The organism is Bacillus sp. N1(2025), assembly GCF_053470005.1.
The window spans coordinates 106,686-124,854 of the sequence record NZ_JBLTJB010000010.1; the positions used below are offsets into that span (position 1 = coordinate 106,686).

Consider the following 18,169-nt stretch of genomic DNA (forward strand, 5'->3'; position numbering starts at 1 on the left):
AAAAACGTGACGGGCTCTGTATGTCTGCAGTCGATTTGCGGGCAGATTTTAATTGATGAAGAAAAACATATTGAATTTCAAGCGGAAACGCTTATAAACACATAAGGAAACGGACGGGTCCGCTCCTCTTTTTTAGACATCCAAACGAAAGCCGATATTGCCGAACTGCCGTCCTTCCCGCATTCTGTTAAAAGCGGCAGCTGCTTCACTGAGAGGGTACATGCGGTCGATAATGGGACGGATGCCGCAGCGGTTTATCAATTCCAGCATATCCGCGAATTCCTCATTGCTTCCCATTGATGTACCGAGAATATGAATCTGCGGAAAAAACAGCGAGCGAATAGGAAATCCGAGCTGATCGCCTGAACTGGCGCCAAATGTTACGATCCGGCCATTCGGTTTCATAATGTCAAGATAGTGTTGAAACAAGGCGGGGCCTACACCGTCAAGTATGATATCTGCTTTTTCGCCATTCAGCGCCTCATTCCAGTCACCGTAGCTGTCAATTGCCCGGTCTGCACCGTATGACAGTGCGGTTTGTTTTTTGTTTTCGCTGCGGGAAGTGACGCTGACTGTCGCTCCGATAGCTTTTGCCATTAATAAGGCATATGTTGCCACGCCGCTTCCGATGCCCGGAAGGATAAGGTGTTCGCCTTTTTTTAATTGTCCTTTTGTAAATAAGGCGCGATAAGCGGTTAATGCTGATAACGGCAGCACGCCCGCTTCCTCCCAAGTCAGGTGTTCGGGTTTTAAAACGGCATTTTCCTCAGGAACGATGACATAAGGTGAAAATGTTCCGTCGCTCGGACCACCTAAAATATCAGGGACGGCTGGTACGTCCTCAACAGTCTTCCAATTCAGCACCGGGTTGATGATGACTTCTGCATGCAGTAAATGAGACCGGACGCCGTGTCCTATTTCGGTTACGATTCCCGCGCCGTCTGAACCGAGAGTAAATTCATGGTTTCCGGTTTTGTGTTTTTTCATTAAAAACAAATCGCGATGGTTTAATCCGGCTGTTTTCAGCTTTATTTTTACTTCGCCGTTTCCCGGCCGTTTGTCAGGTGCCTGCCTGAAATCAAAGCCATTTTCGTGTATGATAAGGGCATTCATCATTCTTCTCTCCTTTATAATTGATGAGAAAGATTTTACAGGCTGTATCAGCTGCAGTAAATAAATGAAAATTGATAGCCGGCTATCAATAAAAATCATAACAAGAAGGTGTCCTTACATGGAAAGCGGAGACTTAAAGATTTTTCAGGCTGTCGCCCGCAAAGGAAGTATTTCAAAGGCGGCAGAAAGCCTGCATTATGTTCAATCAAATGTGACAAACCGGATTCAGCAGCTGGAACGGCAATTGCAAACACAGCTTTTTTACCGCACAAATCGGGGGATGACGCTGACGCCCGCAGGTGAAAACTTATTGAAAGACGCAGACAGAATCCTTCAATTGCTGCATGAGGCGCAAAAAACGGCGCAAGAGGCAGGCGATCCGAACGGCCCGCTTCGAATCGGTTCTCTTGAAACGGCGGCAGCCGTCCATCTCCCTCAATTTTTCACGGAGTATTGCAGCCGTTACCCGAAAGTACAGCTGTCTCTGTCAACCGGTGATACACATACCTTAGTGCAGCGCGTCTTACATTATGAGCTGGACGGCGCTTTTGTTTATGGACCGGTCGAATACGAAGATCTTGAGCAAGTCGCTGTATTTCAAGAAGAATTGGTCTTGGTCTCAAATGAGCGGGAAGGCAGTTTGCAAGACTTGTTGCGAGAGCCGATTCTTTATTTTGCCGCGGGCTGTTCGCACCGCCGCAAAATAAAAAACATACTGAAAGAAGAGGCAGTGCCCGCACATAAAATCATTGAATTCGGTACGTTGGAAGCCATTATTGGGGCGGTGCAGGCGGGGATGGGGGTTTCCTTTCTGCCTGCATCAGCCGTCCGTTATTTTCAAAACAGGAAAAATCTTTTTCTTCATGAGCTCCCTGAACATTTTCGGAATATGAATATATCATTCATCTACCGGAGTGATTTATTTTTGACATCGGCGTTTGAAGAACTGCTGAATGGATTAAAAGCATTACCGAACGGAAGATGAGAAAACAGGACAGCTGTGTACGCCAATTTTTTTCGTTCTGGTTTTTCTTAAAAAAACTTTCTTTTTCGGAAAATTTATGTATAATAAAAGAAAGTTTTTCGGATAAAGTATCTGCAATGATAAGGACATGAGACATTTTAACCGGCCATACAGAGAGGGAGGGCGCGGCTGAGACCTTCCCGGCACGAAGAATGAGCTTACCGCCTTTTGAGCTGTATCGGTGAACGAAAGCAGCCGATACCGTATAGCCGCGTTACGGCAAAAATGAGCCGTCACTTGAAGTGGCGGGAATTTGGGTGGAACCGCGGGTCTGACACACACTCGTCCCTTTTTTGGGATGAGTGTGTTTTTATGTTTATATAAGAAAAATGGCAATGATAAAGGACATGAGACATTTTAACCGGCCATACAGAGAGGGGAGGCGCGGCTGAGACCTTCCCGGCACGAAGAATGAGCTTACCGCCTTTTGAGCTGTATCGGTGAACGAAAGCAGCCGATACCGTATAGCCGCGTTACGGCAAAAATGAGCCGTCACTTAAAGTGGCGGGAATTTGGGTGGAACCGCGGGTCTGACACACACTCGTCCCTTTCTTTGGGATGAGTGTGTTTTTTATTTTATTAAAAATAAAGGAGAGATCAGACCGTGAAGAAGCCACACATTGTGATTACTTTTCCTGATGGAAAACAAAAAAAATACCGGAAAGGCGTTACGTTAGAAGAGATCGCTCAATCAATCAGTCCGAGTCTGAAAAAGGCGTCTGCCGCCGGAAAGGTAAACGGATCGTTATATGACCTTAGAAGAAGCATTCATAAGGATGCGGCGATTGAACTGTGCAGTTTTCAGTCTGAAGCAGGACTGGAAGTGATGAGACACACAGCAGCACACGTATTGGCGCAAGCGGTAAAACGTCTGTATCCGAAGGTTTGTTTAGGGATCGGACCCGTTATTGACAATGGCTTTTATTATGACTTTGATATGGATGAAACGATTACTGAAAAAGACCTGGCCGTCATTGAAAAAGAGATGAACCGAATCATTTCGGAAAATCCGGAAATTATCAGAGAAGAAATCCCCAGAGAAGAGGCAGAGCAGCTGTTTGCTCATGAACCGCTGAAGCTTGAGCTCTTAGCGGGTATTCCGCAGACTGATACAATCAGTATATACCGCCAGAGCGAATTCATTGATTTATGCCGGGGTCCGCACTTGGCGTCTGCCGGACAGATAAAAGCTTTTTCGCTCACTCATGTATCAGGGGCTTATTGGCGCGGCGACAGCAACCAAAAAATGCTCCAGCGCATCTATGGGAAAGCATTTTCCTCAGAAAAGGAGCTGAACAGACATTTTCAGCTGTTGAAAGAGGCGGAGATGAGAAATCATCGGAAATTGGGAGCGGAGTTACAACTTTTTATGTTTTCGGAAGAGGCGCCGGGTATGCCTTTTTATCTGCCGAACGGTCAGTTTATCCGAAACACGCTTGAATCATTTCTGCGTTCAAAGCAGGATGCCTATCATTATCAGGAAGTGCGTACCCCTATGATGATGAACCAGCGTCTTTGGGAGCAATCCGGCCACTGGGATCATTATAAAGAGAATATGTATTTCTCAGAAGCCGATCATCAGCGCTTCGCGTTAAAGCCGATGAACTGCCCCGGCCACATGCTCATATTTAAAGAAAAGCTTCGTTCTTATCGTGATCTTCCGATTCGGATGGCTGAGTTCGGTCAGGTGCACCGTCACGAATTCAGCGGGGCGCTTAATGGCCTGCTCCGCGTCAGATCTTTTTGCCAAGATGACGCACACATTTTTGTAACGCAGGATCAGATCGAGAGTGAGATCGCTTCGGCACTGCAGCTGATTCACGAGGTGTACACCGCATTTGGTTTTTCCTATGATATTGAGCTGTCAACAAGACCGGAAGATTACATGGGAAGCGAACGCTTGTGGGACAGGGCTGAGAGCGCATTAGAAAAAGTATTAAAAGAACAGGGATATCGTTTTCGGTTTAATCGGGGAGATGGCGCATTTTACGGACCGAAAATTGATATTCATATAAAAGATGCGCTGAACCGGAGCCATCAATGCGCCACTGTCCAACTGGATTTTCAAATGCCGGAGAAATTTGATTTAACATATATTGATGAAAAAAACCAAAAAGTCCGTCCTGTTGTCATCCACCGAGCGGTATTCGGATCTCTCGACAGATTTCTCGGAATCATTACAGAACATTTCGGGGGAGCGTTCCCTTTATGGCTTGCACCGGTACAGGCAAAAATCATCCCAGTATCAAACACCGCACACCGGGACTGCGCAGAACAGGTGCACCTGCAAATGAAGAAAGCGGGTATCCGGGCTGAGCTCGATCAGCGCGATGAAAAACTCGGCTATAAAATCAGAGAAGCACAAATGAAAAAAATACCGTATATTGCTGTTGTGGGAGATCAAGAGTGCCGCCATCAATCTGTACATGTACGGCAATACGGGCGGGAAGACACATTTGAAGAGAATGTGAGTGATTTTATGTCCCGGATCATAAGAGAGGCAAAACAAAAAATAGAGATTGAAGAAAAACTACATTGACATATCGTAAAATCACGATATAATAAAGCGTATGAAACCTATTGATGTTTTTAAAGCGTTGTCTAATGAGTCACGGCTTGAGATTTTACAATGGCTGAAAGAGCCGGACCGTCACTTCGCCCCGCATGATGGCATTGATATGAATGAGATCGGAGTATGTGTCAGCCAGATCACCGATAAGCTTCAGATGACACAGTCAACGGCGTCTCAATATCTTTCCATTCTTCAGCGGGCGGGCCTTATCCAAACAAAACGGATTGGCAAATACACCTATTATAAAAGAGATGAAGAAGCGATAAAGGCGATGGCCGATTATTTTCAGCGCGAAATGTAGGGCTGAATCCTTTAGAAGAGGGATTCAGTTTCTTTTTCCGGCTACACATCGACATATTGCGATTTGTTTCTGTTTGTTCAACCTTTTATATCGATATATCACAATATATCTTTATATAAAACATCAATGAAGGAGTGTGTCAGGTGCAAAATACCTGGAAGATTTACATTTTGGCAATTATCAGTTTTTTAGTGGGGACGTCTGAATATGTGATATCCGGGATGCTTGATAAAATTGCAGGTTCCTTGGGAGTTACTGTGGCAGCGGCAGGGCAGCTGATTACGATTTTTTCACTTGTTTATGCAATCGGAACGCCTGTCATGATGGCCCTTACAGCAAAACTGGACAGAAGGAAGCTCATGATCTATGCTCTTGGATTGTTTGTAATCGGAAATATCATTTCTTTCCTTGTGCAGGGATTCGGCTTATTTGCGGGAGCGCGGGTGATCATGGCGCTTGGAGCAGGAACCGTGGTGGTCACCGCGCTTACGATCGCAGCAAAAATCGCTCCCCCGGGAAAACAGGCAAGTTCTCTCGCGACCGTCATTATGGGGTTTACGGCGGCGCTCATTATCGGTGTTCCGATCGGAAGAACCGTGTCTGAAGCTTTTGGCTGGAAGGTGGTTTTCGCCGGAATTGCGGCAATCGGAATCATTGCCATGCTTATTATACGTTTCGCGTTGCCTGAGATAAAAGGAGATAAACCGGTGCCGCTCATTCAGCAATTTTCTCTTTTGAAGAAACGAAAGGTGGCTGTCGGGCTGGCCATTACGTTTTTTTGGCTCGGAGGCTATTCGGTTGCGTATACGTACCTTTCTCCGTATTTACTGAACGTTACTCATATCGGAAGCGGAATACTGAGTACATTGCTGCTTATTTTCGGTGTTGCAAGTCTTGCCGGTTCTAAAGCAGGCGGTTTCAGCGCAGACAAATGGGGGGCGCGTATGACATTAACCGGCGGAATGGCGCTTCATGCTATCATGCTCATGTTATTGCCGTTTGTCACACATTCTGCTTTCGGAGCGGCGGCAGTGCTTATATTTTGGTCCTTCGCAGCCTGGTCATCCGGGCCTGCTCAGCAGTATCATTTGGCAACGATGGAGCCTGAATCATCGGGTGTATTACTTGGCCTCAACCAGTCTGTGATGCAGCTGGCTATGGCAGCCGGGGCGGGCATCGGGGGCATTGTTGTCACTCATCTGTCTCTTGCGTCAGTGACATGGATCGGATCAGCGGGTGTTGTCATCGCGATGTGCGGCGTGCTTTCGCTTGTATCATTAACGTCTGAAAAAACCTCATCTGAATACAGTGCAGAATAAACAAAAGCCTCATTTCTCAGCTTGAGAAACGAGGCTTTTTGTCTTGTTATTTTTTATAATTTTTCAAGTTTACGCCGATTGCGGCTCCGTTTCGGCTTGAGTCGGCAACTCCGGTGAAGGTGCCGTTTTCACGGTCGATCAGGATGCTTTGCACATTACCGATATCAACCGGGCTGCTGCCGAATTTATGCCCCATTTCGTTCAGTTTTGTGCGGGCTTCTTCCGGCACTCCTTTTTCATATCGATAGGATGTCATGCTGTTTGTGTAAATTCTCGGCTCTTCGACTGCCGCTTTCAGATCCATGCCGTACTCAACTTTGTTCAGGATCGTTTGCAGGACGGAAGAAATAATCGTTGCTCCGCCGGGGGAGCCGACAGTCAGGACAGGTTCGTTATTTTTGAATAAAATAGTCGGAGTCATGCTGCTGAGCGGACGTTTATTCGGCTGCACTTCATTTGCGCCGCCAGGCACCGCATCGAAGTCTGTTAACTCATTATTCAGCACAACGCCGTATCCGGGAACCATAATGCCGGAACCGAACAGCTGTTCAATTGTTGTCGTATAAGATACGACATTGCCGAAGCGGTCGGTTACCGTGAAGTGAGTCGTTTGACCTTCCTGTTTGTCAGTCGGCTGCTCCACTTGTTTATAGTTTGCAGAACCTTCCTGATAGGCCCAAGGATCGCCGGCTTTCGGTTTTTTATTGACTTTATCAATATCTATCAGCTGTCTGCGGGCATTGATATAATCTGGATTCAAGAGACCTTTGAGAGGGACGTTGACGAATTCTGGGTCCCCGGCAAATGCGGCGCGGTCAGCATAAGCCAAATGCATCGTTTCTGCGAGAAGCTGATATTTTTGCCAAGAACGGATATCATATTGAGAAAGCTTAAAATCATTCAGGAGGTTCAGCATTTGCAACAGGAAAACACCGCCCGAGCTTGGAGGAGGAGCAGTTGCGATATGATAGCCCTGGTAATCTCCCCAGATCGGTTCGTCGATCGTCACATTGAAGTTTTTAATGTCTTTTTCTGTCATTGAGCCGCCGAATTCCTGCACTGTTTCTGCAAGCTTTTTGGAGAATGCACCGTCATAGAATGCTTTTGTGCCTTTGTACTTAATAGCTGTAAATGTTTTGGCTAAGTCTTTTTGGATGAGTGTGTCTCCTTCTTTCAGAGGTTCTCCGTCCGGAAGAAACACGTCTTTTGCAGCAGTGTGTGATAATTTGTCTTTATAATCTGAGATGGCATCAGCTAAAACCGAATCGATCGGAAAGCCTTTTGAGGCAAGTTTAATGGAAGGGGTGATGAGTTGTTTCATGGAGCGTGTGCCCCATTTGTCTAGCGCTTTTTCAAGTCCTTTTAATGTTCCCGGAACACCGACTGCAGTCCCTTTCGTAACGCGTTCGGAGAAAGGAATGGCTTTGCCGTTTTCGTCAAGGAACATATCCGGTGTTGCGCCTGCCGGTGCGCGTTCCCTGCTGTCGATAATGGTGGTGTCTTTCGTCTTCGCATCATAAACCATCATAAATCCGCCGCCGCCGATTCCAGACATCATAGGTTCAGTTACGTTTAATGCGAATTGAATGGCAACCGCGGCGTCAATTGCATTGCCGCCTTTTTTCAGCACGTCGGCACCGATTTGTGAAGCGAGAGGATGGGCGGTGGCAACCATGCCGTCTTTGCCGACATCTACCTGTTTGTAGTCGTCATAGGAAAACGGGTGTTTCTTAGCCTGAGCGTGATAAGGGATGCTTCCGGCCGCGAGCAAAGTACTGAGCAGAACGATAAAACAGAGATTCATAAACTTTTTCTTTTTCATAGTCTGCCTCCTTTGTTTTCCGCTTACAATTATAGAGTAAGTAAAATGTGCTGTTTTCACAAGTGACAAACGGAATAGTCCGGTGTGCAAAAAGTTGGGGTTTCTGTGTGAATGTAATCAGTCGCAAATAGGCTAAATGGGAAACCGGACTGAAAAAGCTGTGAAACAAGCATAAAGACAAAAAATAAGCTACAATAAACAAAACAGAATTCACTCACATGACATATGAAAGGAACGTGAGCCATGTATTTAACGATCAAAGAGACAGCTGAGTTTACCAGTCTTCCTGAAGAATATGTGCACAATCTTGTTTTGACGAATAAAATAAGGGCCGTCCATGACGGACAGCAATATTTAATCAACAAGGAACAATTTCAAACCCATCTCGAGCAGTTGGAAAAATACAAGGAAATGATTCAAGAGTTTTTAAATGAGCCGCTTCCTGAAGACATTGATGTAAAAGATGAAGACTAGGACACAATTTCATATTGTGTCTTTTTTTTGCATTTTTTTCGGTTGCTCACAAAAAAACGGATGCTCAGATTTCATTTTAAGGCCGTTGTTTTCATTTTTTAATGCCTTGAGTCTCTATTTGTTTAAAAGCTTGTCACCGGGCTGAAAATGATGTTTTTGAGGGGTTTGTTGAAACTGCGTATCTGATTCACCTTATGTAACACTATGTATATTATGTTACATAAGACTCTTTACCCTTTATCATTCAACGGGTTTCGGCTATAATAGTAACATAATGCTCAATATGTTACTTTACCAATTATAAGGGGTTTTTTGATGCATATCGTACAGCCGATCCGAAGTTTGGAGAAGATCCAGGAAGTCAAACAGTATTTAATGAAAAAAAGTGATCGTGATTATTTTTTATTTATTTTCGGCATGAACAGCGCACTGCGGATTTCAGATGTTCTGCCGCTTCGCGTGAGGGATGTAAGGAACAAAGACCATGTGTGGGCAACCGAAAGCAAAACGAGAAAGAAAAGAAAAATTCTGATACTGGAGTCTTTAAAGGCCGACATATACGCTTATACAAAAGACATGAAAGAGGATGACTATTTGTTTAAATCAAAACGGACGAATAAGCCCATATCCCGGATTCAGGCATACAGAATATTAAAGGAAGCGGCTGCCGCTTGCGGGTTGGAGGAAATTGGGACGCATACGCTTAGAAAGACGTTCGGGTATCATTTTTATCAGAGGACAAAAGACATTGCTGAACTGCAGAGGATTTTGAATCATTCTTCTCCGTCTATTACAATGCGTTATATCGGAATAGATGAAGATACGACGAGAGCCGCCTATAAGGTGTTCGGAGGGCTGTAGACTTGAAAAAAACGGCCGCCAGCGTTACTATAATAGAAGCAGGCTCTAGTAGCACAGCGGATAGTGCAGCAGTTTCCTAAACTGCAGGTCGGGAGTTCGAATCTCTCCTAGAGCGTTTTTTGTATGAGATAGGCGCAGCTTAATAATGCCGGTAAAACAGAAACCCCCTTGTTATACAAGGGGGTTTTGAGTTGAATATTTTGTGAGAACCTGGTGGAAATGATGTGAAAAAAGCCCGCTGTAAGCAAGCGGGCTTTTTCTTATATGACAGCATCAAATTGATTGACTTTCCAAACGTTGTTTTCTTTTACGAATGTTACATCGCGTTTTGCTGACGGAGAACCGTCAAGAGTCGGTACAGTGAAGCGGTATGTTTGGACGCTTCCTTTTTTAGAAAGAAGGGTCATTTTTGCTTTTTTCCAATTCAGGAGGTTATCTCCGTCGCCGACCGGAACAGCCAATTTGCCGTCTTTTACAGTGAAGTGGTAATCTTTGAGCCCTTTGTCAATCGCTTGCTTTGTAAAAGCGGGTGTCAGATATTTTACGGCTTTCGCTTTTGTTCCGAGGTCTTTGCACATAAATACATATTGCAGATTTTGATATTCAAACGGTTCAGATGTGCAATTTGCGTTTGATTTAAGCGCACCGCCGCTCATTGTATTCCAGAAATGTTCTCTCGCTGACAGGGCCAGCTGAAGTGCTTGTTTTTGTGTAAGGTCATTAGGTGCATTTTTTGCAGTCGCCGCAGTGCCCAATGACAGAATCAATGTAATAGTAGTGAGGAATAATAGCCATTTTTTCATGATATAATCTCTCCTTCAATCAATCTCTTTCTCTTATGTTACAAATGTTACAATAATTACGGTAAGATTACAATACCTTTTCAAAAATATTTTCCGGACTTTTTATTTTTATGGTTTATTTCCATGTAAGACGTGAGAAAAAGATAAAGAGTTTCATTGAACAAAAGGTTTTTACAAGCTGTCTGCTGAATAATAAAATGGAAGAAAATCAAAAAAGGAGTCCTACATATGGAAGTACAAGATCATTTAGAAACAGCGGAAGGCCGCGGCCAGTCAGTCTGGCGATCGATGTCACTGTTTTTAGTGCCGCTGCTTTTAAGCAATGTATTGCAATCTGTCGGCCAATTGGTCGGAATGGTATTTGTCGGAAGGTGGCTCGGAGTCGATGCGCTTGCCGCTGTATCGTCTTTTTTTCCGCTGTTTTTTCTGCTGATCTCCTTTACGATCGGAATCGGTTCGGGAAGTTCCATTCTGATCGGGCAGGCTTACGGCGCGAAAAACGAAGAGAGGATGAAGGCGATTGTCGGCACTACACTGACTTTTACCTTTATGCTCGGTGTTGTCCTGGCAGTTGTCGGCAGTGTGTTTACGCTTGATATTCTGCGGCTGATGGGAACGCCGGAAAACGTAATAGATGTCAGTGTCCGATATGCGCGCATTTTGTTTTGCGCAATGCCGCTGATGTTTTTATATTTTGCGTATACGACATTTTTACGCGGAACGGGAGATTCAAAGACCCCGTTTTATACGTTAATCGTCAGTACAGTCATAAACATCGGGCTCTTGCCCTTATTGATTCTCGGGCTTTTCGGACTTCCGAAGTTCGGCATTTACGGTTCGGCGTATGCAACCGTGATTTCAAACATCGTAACATTTATCGTACTCATGGTTTATTTACGGAAAAGAAAACATCCATTGGCATTTGACCGGACTGCGCTCCGTTCTCTTAAAATGGACAAAAAGCTGCTCGCGCTTTTACTCCGTCTCGGTATTCCGTCGAGCATCAATATGATTCTCGTGTCACTTTCTGAAATTGCGGTCATTTCATTTGTCAATCATTACGGATCAAACGCGACGGCTGCTTACGGGGTCGTCAACCAAGTGGCGAGTTATGTGCAGATGCCGGCGGTAAGCCTCGGTATCGCCGTTTCAATTTTTGCCGCCCAATCCATTGGCGCCAATCAATTCGGCCGGCTGAAACAGGTCATCAAAGTCGGCATCGGCCTGAATTATTTGATCGGCGGGGTGTTGATCCTGCTGATTTACACCTTCTCCCGGCAGATACTGGCTTTGTTTTTAACAGATCAGGATACACTCCACATTGCCCGCAATCTGATTATGATTACCCTTTGGAGCTATTTGATTTTCGGTCACGCTCAGATCGTTTCAGCGACGATGCGGGCGAGCGGTACGGTGCTATGGCCGACGATTATCAGCATTTTTGCGATTTGGGGAATTGAAGTGCCTGTGGCCTTTATTCTTTCTCATTATACGAATCTCGGCATTCTCGGCATTTGGGTCGGTTATCCGGCGGCTTTTGTCGTCAGCCTGCTGCTGCAATACGGATATTACCGGTTTGTATGGAAGAAAAAACAGATTACCCGGCTGATTCAATAAGGTTTTACCGCACATCGCTCAGTTCATACGGGCGATGTTTTTTTAGAGCAGGAAAATGAGTTTAGAAAATGGAATTCCTATACATGCTAGAAAACAAGGAAAGGGCAGGTGCTTATGACGATTGAACATACGACTTATTTAGGGGCTTCAGCCATAAAAGCGGAGACTGATCAGGCTGAATGCATCATTGTGCCGGAGTGGGGATCAAATGTCATATCGCTTCGGGATAAAAGAACCGGTATGCGGCTTCTGAGAGAACCGGAAACTGCGGAGCAATTCCGCGCAAAACCGATGCTGTACGGCATTCCCGTTTTATTCCCGCCGAACCGGATTACGGACGGGACGTTTCGTTTTGACGGCCGCGCGTATCAATTCGAGATAAACGAAGAGGATAAACATAATCATATTCACGGCTTTCTTCACAATCAGCATTGGAAAGCGGCGGCAGCGAAAGAAGAGGGGGATGGAATGACAGTCGAAACAGAAATTGATCTTTCAAAGATTCCCCGTGTTCATAAACAATTTCCGCACGATGTCATTGTCCGGATGACCTATACATTAAAAGACAATGTGTTTACGCAGCGGGCGCTCATTACCAACAAGGGAACGGAGGCTTTTCCTTGGGGGCTCGGCTATCATTCCACATTTGTTTTCAATGAAGAGCGATCCCGTCTTTTTCTGACGGCTGACCGCATGTGGGAATTAAATGAACGTTTCGTGCCGACGGGCCGTTTATTGGATGTGCCTGATAAAGAAGCGTTCCGTCATGGGATGTCTTTGAAAAATAAACAGTTTGACGATGTTTTTCTTTCTTCCGGACGGAACGGCGGCAATAACGAAGCTGTTATTTATCATCCGGATGAGAAATTATCCGTTTTGTATCAGGCAGACACGTCTTTCAAGCATTGGGTGGTATATAACGGTGACGGAAAGCAGGGGTTTGTCAGTCTTGAGCCTTATACTTCCGTTACAGATGCATTTAATCTGAATCAGCCTGCATCACTGACAGGGCTTCAGATTCTGAAACCGGGCGAAGAAGCGGCTGCGTCATCCAGGATCACCATTTTGCATGACGAAGAATAGGAAAGAGGCGGGATAACATTGAAAATATATGTGAAACGCTTGAGCGCGGTGATTCTGCTTTTGATCATTGCCGCAGTTCCTTATATTGATGATGCGGCTAAGGCGGCTGAACAAAAAAATACTCTGCAAAAAGAGCTGGAACACATTCTGGATGAAGAACCTGCTTTAAAGGGGGCTTCAGCGGGCGTCAGTGTCCGGTCAGCAAAAACAGGGGAGGTGCTGTTCGGCAGCCGGGAAGATATGCGGCTGAGGCCTGCATCACTGATGAAGCTGCTGACGGCATCTGCGGCGCTTTCCGTTCTCGGAGAAGATTACACCTTTAAGACAGAAGTACGGGCAGACGGCGCCGTGAAAGGAAAACAGCTGCGCGGAAACCTTTATCTCAGGGGAAAAGGCGATCCGACCCTATTGGTTTCTGATTTTGAGAAGATGGCTAAACAGGTCAAAGCCAGGGGCATCCATGTCATTAAAGGAGATCTGGTCGGGGATGACTCGTGGTATGACGATACCAGGTATTCAGTTGATCTTCCGTGGAGCGATGAAGGCCAATATTATGGAGCGCAAGTATCAGCACTTACCGCTTCACCAAATGAGGATTATGATACCGGAACGGTGATTGCGGAAATCAGCCCGGCGAAACAGCCTGGTAAAAAGCCGCGCATTTCAATTTCTCCCCATACGGACATCGTTCGTGTGAAAAACGAAGTGAAAACCGTCGCTTCTGATGAAAAGAAGGAATTGACGGTTGAACGGGAGCACGGTGGCAATGTGATTACGATAAAGGGAATCATACCTGCCGGCTCGGCACAGGCAAGAGAATGGGCGGCAGTGTGGAATCCGTCGTCCTATGCTTTAGATTTATGGAAACAAGCGCTTACTAAACAGGGTATAACTGTAAAAGGAAAAATCAGAACAGGGCGAATGCCGCACCGCACCCAGCTTGTCACATCACGGACATCCATGCCTCTTTCAGAATTATTGATTCCGTTTATGAAACTGAGCAACAACGGGCACGCCGAAATTCTGATCAAGGAAATGGGAAAAGTGAAAAAAGGGGAGGGCAGCTGGGAAAAGGGCTTGGACGTGATGAAATCGGAGCTTAAATCGTTCGGGCTGAATCCTGATGAATTGATTGCAAGAGACGGATCCGGCGTTTCTCATGTTAACGGCGTATCCGCCGGCCAAATCGGAGAGCTTTTGTATGCGGTTCAGAAAGAAAAGTGGTACCCGTCTTTCCTTCGGTCGCTCCCTGTCGCCGGCGCAAGTGACAGAATGACGGGAGGAACCCTTCGGAATCGGCTGAAGGGCACCCCGGCGGAGGGCAAAATTAAAGCGAAAACCGGGTCACTAACATCAGTCAGTTCGATTGCCGGCTATGCAGACACAAAAACAGGAGATACGCTTATTTTTTCCGTGCTTCAAAACGGGCTGCTTGACGAAGATGACGGAAAAGACATTGAAGACAAAATCGCAGTCGTGCTGGCAAATCAATAAGAAGGGCCGAATCCTTAGAGGATTCGGCTTTTTTGATGTCTGTAAAACATTATATTGCGATTATGAATCAATCTTTTCAAAAAGTAATATCGGCAATATCCTTCCTTTTTTTTACATGATACTTTCTTACTTGTTCACCGATTTTTCATTTTTTAACGTAAAACTTCTTTTAAGGAGGCAAAACCTTTTTAAAAGCGCAATTAATTATACATTTTATTCCTTATTATAGTGTTTAAGAACCAGTTTATAGTGTGCATACATACCGTTTTACATGGTATAAAGATTATAGAAATGAAGAAATGAAGTGAGGAATATATACTATATTCTAAAAAATGTTAGAGAAAATTTAATTTTTTATTGTGATTTCTAAAATATGTTTTAAAATAATGCTTATATGGATGATTTAGTCATATGCTGTCGAAATTTAATTGTAATTATTTCACTTTCTTATCCTCTTAAATTGAAGCGGAGGGATTCCATTGAAGAACACTGTTTATTCTTTAACTCACGCCCAAAGAAGAGTCTGGTTTACGGAGCTGCTCGAACCGGGCACAAGTATCTGCAATCTCGCGGCATGCGTCAAATTCAGGGGGGACATCGATTTTGACGTACTGCGCCATGCTTTAGATTTTTCTATCTCGCAAAATGATTCGCTCAGGTTTCAACTGACAGAAGGGGACGGATCAGAACCCCAGCTGTATCTGGCGGGGCATCGGCCGATTTCTCTAGAGACTGTTGATTTTACTCATACTGATCAGGCAGAGCGGGACGCATGGATTGACACACAGACCCGTGTTCCGTTCAAGCTGTTTCATTCACCTCTGTATCAATTTACTCTGCTTGTCATGTCAGACGAAGAAGTTTGGCTTTATTCAAAATTTCACCATATTATCATGGACGGCATCTCGCTCAACCTGCTCGGCAACCAGCTCATTGATATCTACCAAAAGATCATGCGGGGCGAGGATTTAGCTGAACATCACAGGCCTTCCTATCTCAGCTACATGGAAAAAGAACAGCAATACTTACAGTCTTCCCGTTTTCAAAAAGACCGTTCATTTTGGACTGAAACATACCGAACCGTTCCGGAACACCTTTCACTGGCGGAACGAACCTCTCATCTTAGACAAAGCACTGCGGCTTCCAGAGATACAATCACTCTTTCTCACTCCTTAGAACAATCTATCCGGCGTTTTTGCAAAGAAAATAATCTCAGCATCATCTCTCTGTTTATGGCTTCGTTATACATATGCATCAGCCGTCTGACGGCTAAAAAGGATATTGCCATCGGCACTTATTACGGAAACCGGGGCTCCAGGCTCGAAAAGGATATGCTCGGCATGTTCGTCAGCACACTGCCGATCAGAATGACGGCAGATCCTGATGCGGAGTTCCTGTCCTTTGTCCGCAGCGTAGGAAAAGAGCAGCTGTCTGTTATGCGGCACCAGAAATATCCTTACAATCTTTTTGTGAATGAATTAAGGCAGACTCATCACGACCTGCAAAATATCATCGGGATTTCGATGCAATACCAGCCTCTCGCGTGGCGTCAGGCAGAAGGTTTCGATTATGAAACGGCGATGTTTTTCAGCGGACATACGGCAAATGAGCTGTCCATTTTAATTAAGGAGCGGACAGATACGGGATTGATTGAGCTGAATTTTGATTATCAATCCGCTTTATTTACTAAAACATCGATTAAACGAATTCAAACTCATTTGCTGACGATCGTTGAAAATGCCGTTAGAAATCCAAACCAGCTGATTCGGCATATTGATATGGCGGATGAAAATGAAAAGAAACGGGTGTTAACTGCGTTTAACCGTACAGAAGCGGTTGAACCGCCGGCTCCGACGCTTCACGGACTGTTCACCCGCCGCGCCGCGCTTTCGCCGCATCGCCCGGCGCTCCGTTTTCCGGGCGGCATGCTGACGTACGCTGAGCTCGATCAGTACACAGACAGGCTCGCTGTTCGGCTCCGCCAAAAAGGCATCCGCAAAGAAAGCATGGTCGGCGTGCTCGCCGAACGCTCGCCGGAGATGGTGGTTTCAGTGCTTGCCGTGTTAAAAGCGGGCGGCGCCTATGTGCCGCTTGACCCGGAGTATCCTGAGGACAGGCTGCGCTATATGCTCAATGACTGCGGCGCCTGTCTCCTGCTTGCACAGCCGGGGTTATCCCTTTCCGGTTTTTCCGGCGAAACGCTAGAGGTGTCTCTTTCTTCTCTGACAAGTGAGACGGAGACAGGGGCTGTCTCTGAAGAAGCGGATGCCGATTCGCTCGCTTATATCATTTATACGTCCGGTTCGACGGGAACACCGAAGGGAGTAGCTGTTGAACACCGTCAGGCCGCCGCCTTTTTATCAGGGATGCAAGGGCAGTTTCCGTTAACGGAAGAGGATATTATCGTGCTGAAATCATCCTTTTCTTTCGACGCCTCCATCTGGCAATTGTTTTGGTGGACGATGTCCGGCGCCTCCGTGTATCTGCTTCCTGCCGGATGGGAGAAAGATCCTGTGCGGATGATTGAAGCTTTTTCTTCTGAAAAGGTGACGACCGCGCATTTTATTCCGGCGATGGTCAACAGCTTTTTAGACGCGCTGGAAACGGAGCCTGCAGAAACAAGAACACGCCTCGGCAGAACACTGACACGCGTGTTTGCCGGAGGGGAAGCCCTTTCCCCGCTTACGGCTGCCCGGTTTGCCGATCTTCTGCCGGAGACCGTGCTCATTCACGGCTACGGGCCGACGGAAGCGACGGTTGATGCGGCGTTTTACGTCTGTGACCGAAAACGGGACAGCGGACGGACAAGGCTTCCGATCGGAAAACCCGTTCCTGGTGCCCGTCTGTATGTATTAGATAGCGGAGGAACCATCCAGCCTGCGGGTGTGGCAGGAGAGCTGTACATCGCAGGGACAGGGGTGGCCCGGGGCTATCTGAACCGGCCTGAGCTGACGGAGGAGCGTTTTCTCGATGATCCGTTTTATCCGGGCGAGCGCATGTATCAGACGGGCGATATCGCACGCTGGACAGAAGACGGCCTTGTCGAATGGCTCGGCCGTTCAGACGGACAAGTGAAAGTCCGAGGCTACCGGATTGAACCGGGGGAAATCGAAGCGGCGATCCGGCGCATCGACGGCATTCGTGAGGCGGCAGTCACCGCCCGGACCGAACACGGCGAAACCGCGCTTTACGCTTATATCGAAGGACGGGAAAGCGATGACGTGCGGGCGGAGCTTGCGACACGCCTTCCGGCCTACATGATGCCGGCTCAGTTTATAGAGATGAGCGAATGGCCGGTCACGCCGAGCGGAAAGCTTGACCGCCGCGCACTGCCGGCTCCCGGCGGAGCGGCAGACAGACGGGCGTACACCGCCCCGCGGAACGTCACGGAAATGAAGCTTTGCGCCCTCTGGGAAGAGGTGCTGAAAAACGGCCCCGTCGGCATCCGGGATCACTTTTTTGAGCGGGGCGGCCATTCGTTAAAAGCGACGGCTCTCGTCTCCCGCATCGCCAAAGAATTCGGTGTTCAGGTGCCGTTACAGGACATCTTCGCCCGGCCGACGGTGGAAGAGCTCGCTTCGGTTATTCAGGACTTGGAAGAGAGCCCGTATGAAGCGATTCAGCCTGCGCAAAAACAGGACACCTACCCGGTGTCTTCGGCGCAGAAACGGATGTATGTGCTCCAA

13 protein-coding genes, 1 tRNA gene and 2 other annotated features are annotated in these 18,169 nt (G+C 46.5%); of the genes, 11 read left to right on the forward strand and 3 right to left on the reverse strand.

Annotated features, from left to right (window positions below):
• Positions 1-132: 132 nt before the first annotated feature.
• Entirely contained in the window at positions 133-1,113 is a 981-nt protein-coding gene (locus tag ACNFN4_RS18545) for a zinc-binding dehydrogenase (protein WP_448200378.1), read from the reverse strand.
• A 118-nt stretch (positions 1,114-1,231) separates the two neighbouring features.
• Here ACNFN4_RS18545 and ACNFN4_RS18550 point away from each other — a divergent pair, with 118 nt between their 5' ends.
• From ACNFN4_RS18550 to ACNFN4_RS18565, 4 genes are all read left to right on the forward strand, one after another.
• On the forward strand, positions 1,232-2,098 hold the full coding sequence (locus ACNFN4_RS18550; RefSeq protein WP_448200379.1) for a LysR family transcriptional regulator: 867 nt from the start codon (positions 1,232-1,234) through the stop codon (positions 2,096-2,098).
• A gap of 107 nt (positions 2,099-2,205) precedes the next feature.
• Positions 2,206-2,430, forward strand: a binding site (T-box leader).
• 33 nt (positions 2,431-2,463) lie between these two features.
• Positions 2,464-2,689, forward strand: a binding site (T-box leader).
• A 52-nt stretch (positions 2,690-2,741) separates the two neighbouring features.
• Complete coding sequence (gene thrS, locus ACNFN4_RS18555) at positions 2,742-4,676, forward strand: threonine--tRNA ligase (RefSeq protein WP_014418080.1); 1,935 nt, start codon at positions 2,742-2,744, stop codon at positions 4,674-4,676.
• Between the two features lie 31 nt (positions 4,677-4,707).
• Complete coding sequence (locus ACNFN4_RS18560) at positions 4,708-5,010, forward strand: ArsR/SmtB family transcription factor (RefSeq protein WP_007407355.1); 303 nt, start codon at positions 4,708-4,710, stop codon at positions 5,008-5,010.
• 143 nt (positions 5,011-5,153) lie between these two features.
• Complete coding sequence (locus ACNFN4_RS18565; protein WP_448200380.1) at positions 5,154-6,329, forward strand: MFS transporter; 1,176 nt, start codon at positions 5,154-5,156, stop codon at positions 6,327-6,329.
• 46 nt (positions 6,330-6,375) lie between these two features.
• On the opposite strand, the gene ggt is transcribed toward ACNFN4_RS18565, so the two are convergent.
• Positions 6,376-8,151 carry a gamma-glutamyltransferase gene (gene ggt, locus ACNFN4_RS18570; protein ID WP_224443250.1) on the reverse strand — a complete coding sequence of 592 codons (1,776 nt, stop codon included), beginning with the start codon at positions 8,149-8,151 and terminating at the stop codon, positions 6,376-6,378.
• Positions 8,152-8,394: 243 nt separating this feature from the next.
• Between ggt and ACNFN4_RS18575 the strand changes: the two genes are divergently transcribed.
• The 3 genes from ACNFN4_RS18575 to ACNFN4_RS18585 all read left to right on the forward strand — a co-directional run bounded on the left by ACNFN4_RS18575 (position 8,395) and on the right by ACNFN4_RS18585 (position 9,601).
• On the forward strand, positions 8,395-8,625 hold the full coding sequence (locus ACNFN4_RS18575; protein WP_003153848.1) for an excisionase family DNA-binding protein: 231 nt from the start codon (positions 8,395-8,397) through the stop codon (positions 8,623-8,625).
• 315 nt (positions 8,626-8,940) lie between these two features.
• Positions 8,941-9,486, forward strand: a complete 546-nt coding sequence (locus ACNFN4_RS18580; protein ID WP_003153850.1) for a site-specific integrase — start codon at positions 8,941-8,943, stop codon at positions 9,484-9,486.
• A gap of 42 nt (positions 9,487-9,528) precedes the next feature.
• Positions 9,529-9,601 (forward strand) — tRNA-Arg (locus ACNFN4_RS18585).
• A gap of 145 nt (positions 9,602-9,746) precedes the next feature.
• Here ACNFN4_RS18585 and ACNFN4_RS18590 read toward each other — a convergent pair.
• A complete protein-coding gene (locus ACNFN4_RS18590; RefSeq protein ID WP_014418077.1) occupies positions 9,747-10,289 on the reverse strand; it encodes an IseA DL-endopeptidase inhibitor family protein in 543 nt (180 codons plus the stop codon).
• A 228-nt stretch (positions 10,290-10,517) separates the two neighbouring features.
• On the opposite strand from ACNFN4_RS18590, the gene ACNFN4_RS18595 reads away from it, so the two are divergent.
• From ACNFN4_RS18595 to ACNFN4_RS18610, 4 genes are all read left to right on the forward strand, one after another.
• Positions 10,518-11,906 (forward strand): MATE family efflux transporter, encoded by a 1,389-nt coding sequence (locus ACNFN4_RS18595; protein WP_014418076.1) that lies wholly within the window; start codon positions 10,518-10,520, stop codon positions 11,904-11,906.
• A 114-nt stretch (positions 11,907-12,020) separates the two neighbouring features.
• Positions 12,021-12,989, forward strand: a complete 969-nt coding sequence (locus ACNFN4_RS18600; RefSeq protein WP_109567371.1) for an aldose 1-epimerase — start codon at positions 12,021-12,023, stop codon at positions 12,987-12,989.
• 18 nt (positions 12,990-13,007) lie between these two features.
• Positions 13,008-14,483, forward strand: coding sequence for a D-alanyl-D-alanine carboxypeptidase/D-alanyl-D-alanine endopeptidase (gene dacB / locus ACNFN4_RS18605; RefSeq protein WP_448200381.1), 1,476 nt, complete (start codon positions 13,008-13,010; stop codon positions 14,481-14,483).
• A gap of 479 nt (positions 14,484-14,962) precedes the next feature.
• Positions 14,963-18,169: non-ribosomal peptide synthetase (locus tag ACNFN4_RS18610; protein ID WP_448200382.1), on the forward strand; the 3,207-nt coding region annotated here is incomplete at its 3' end.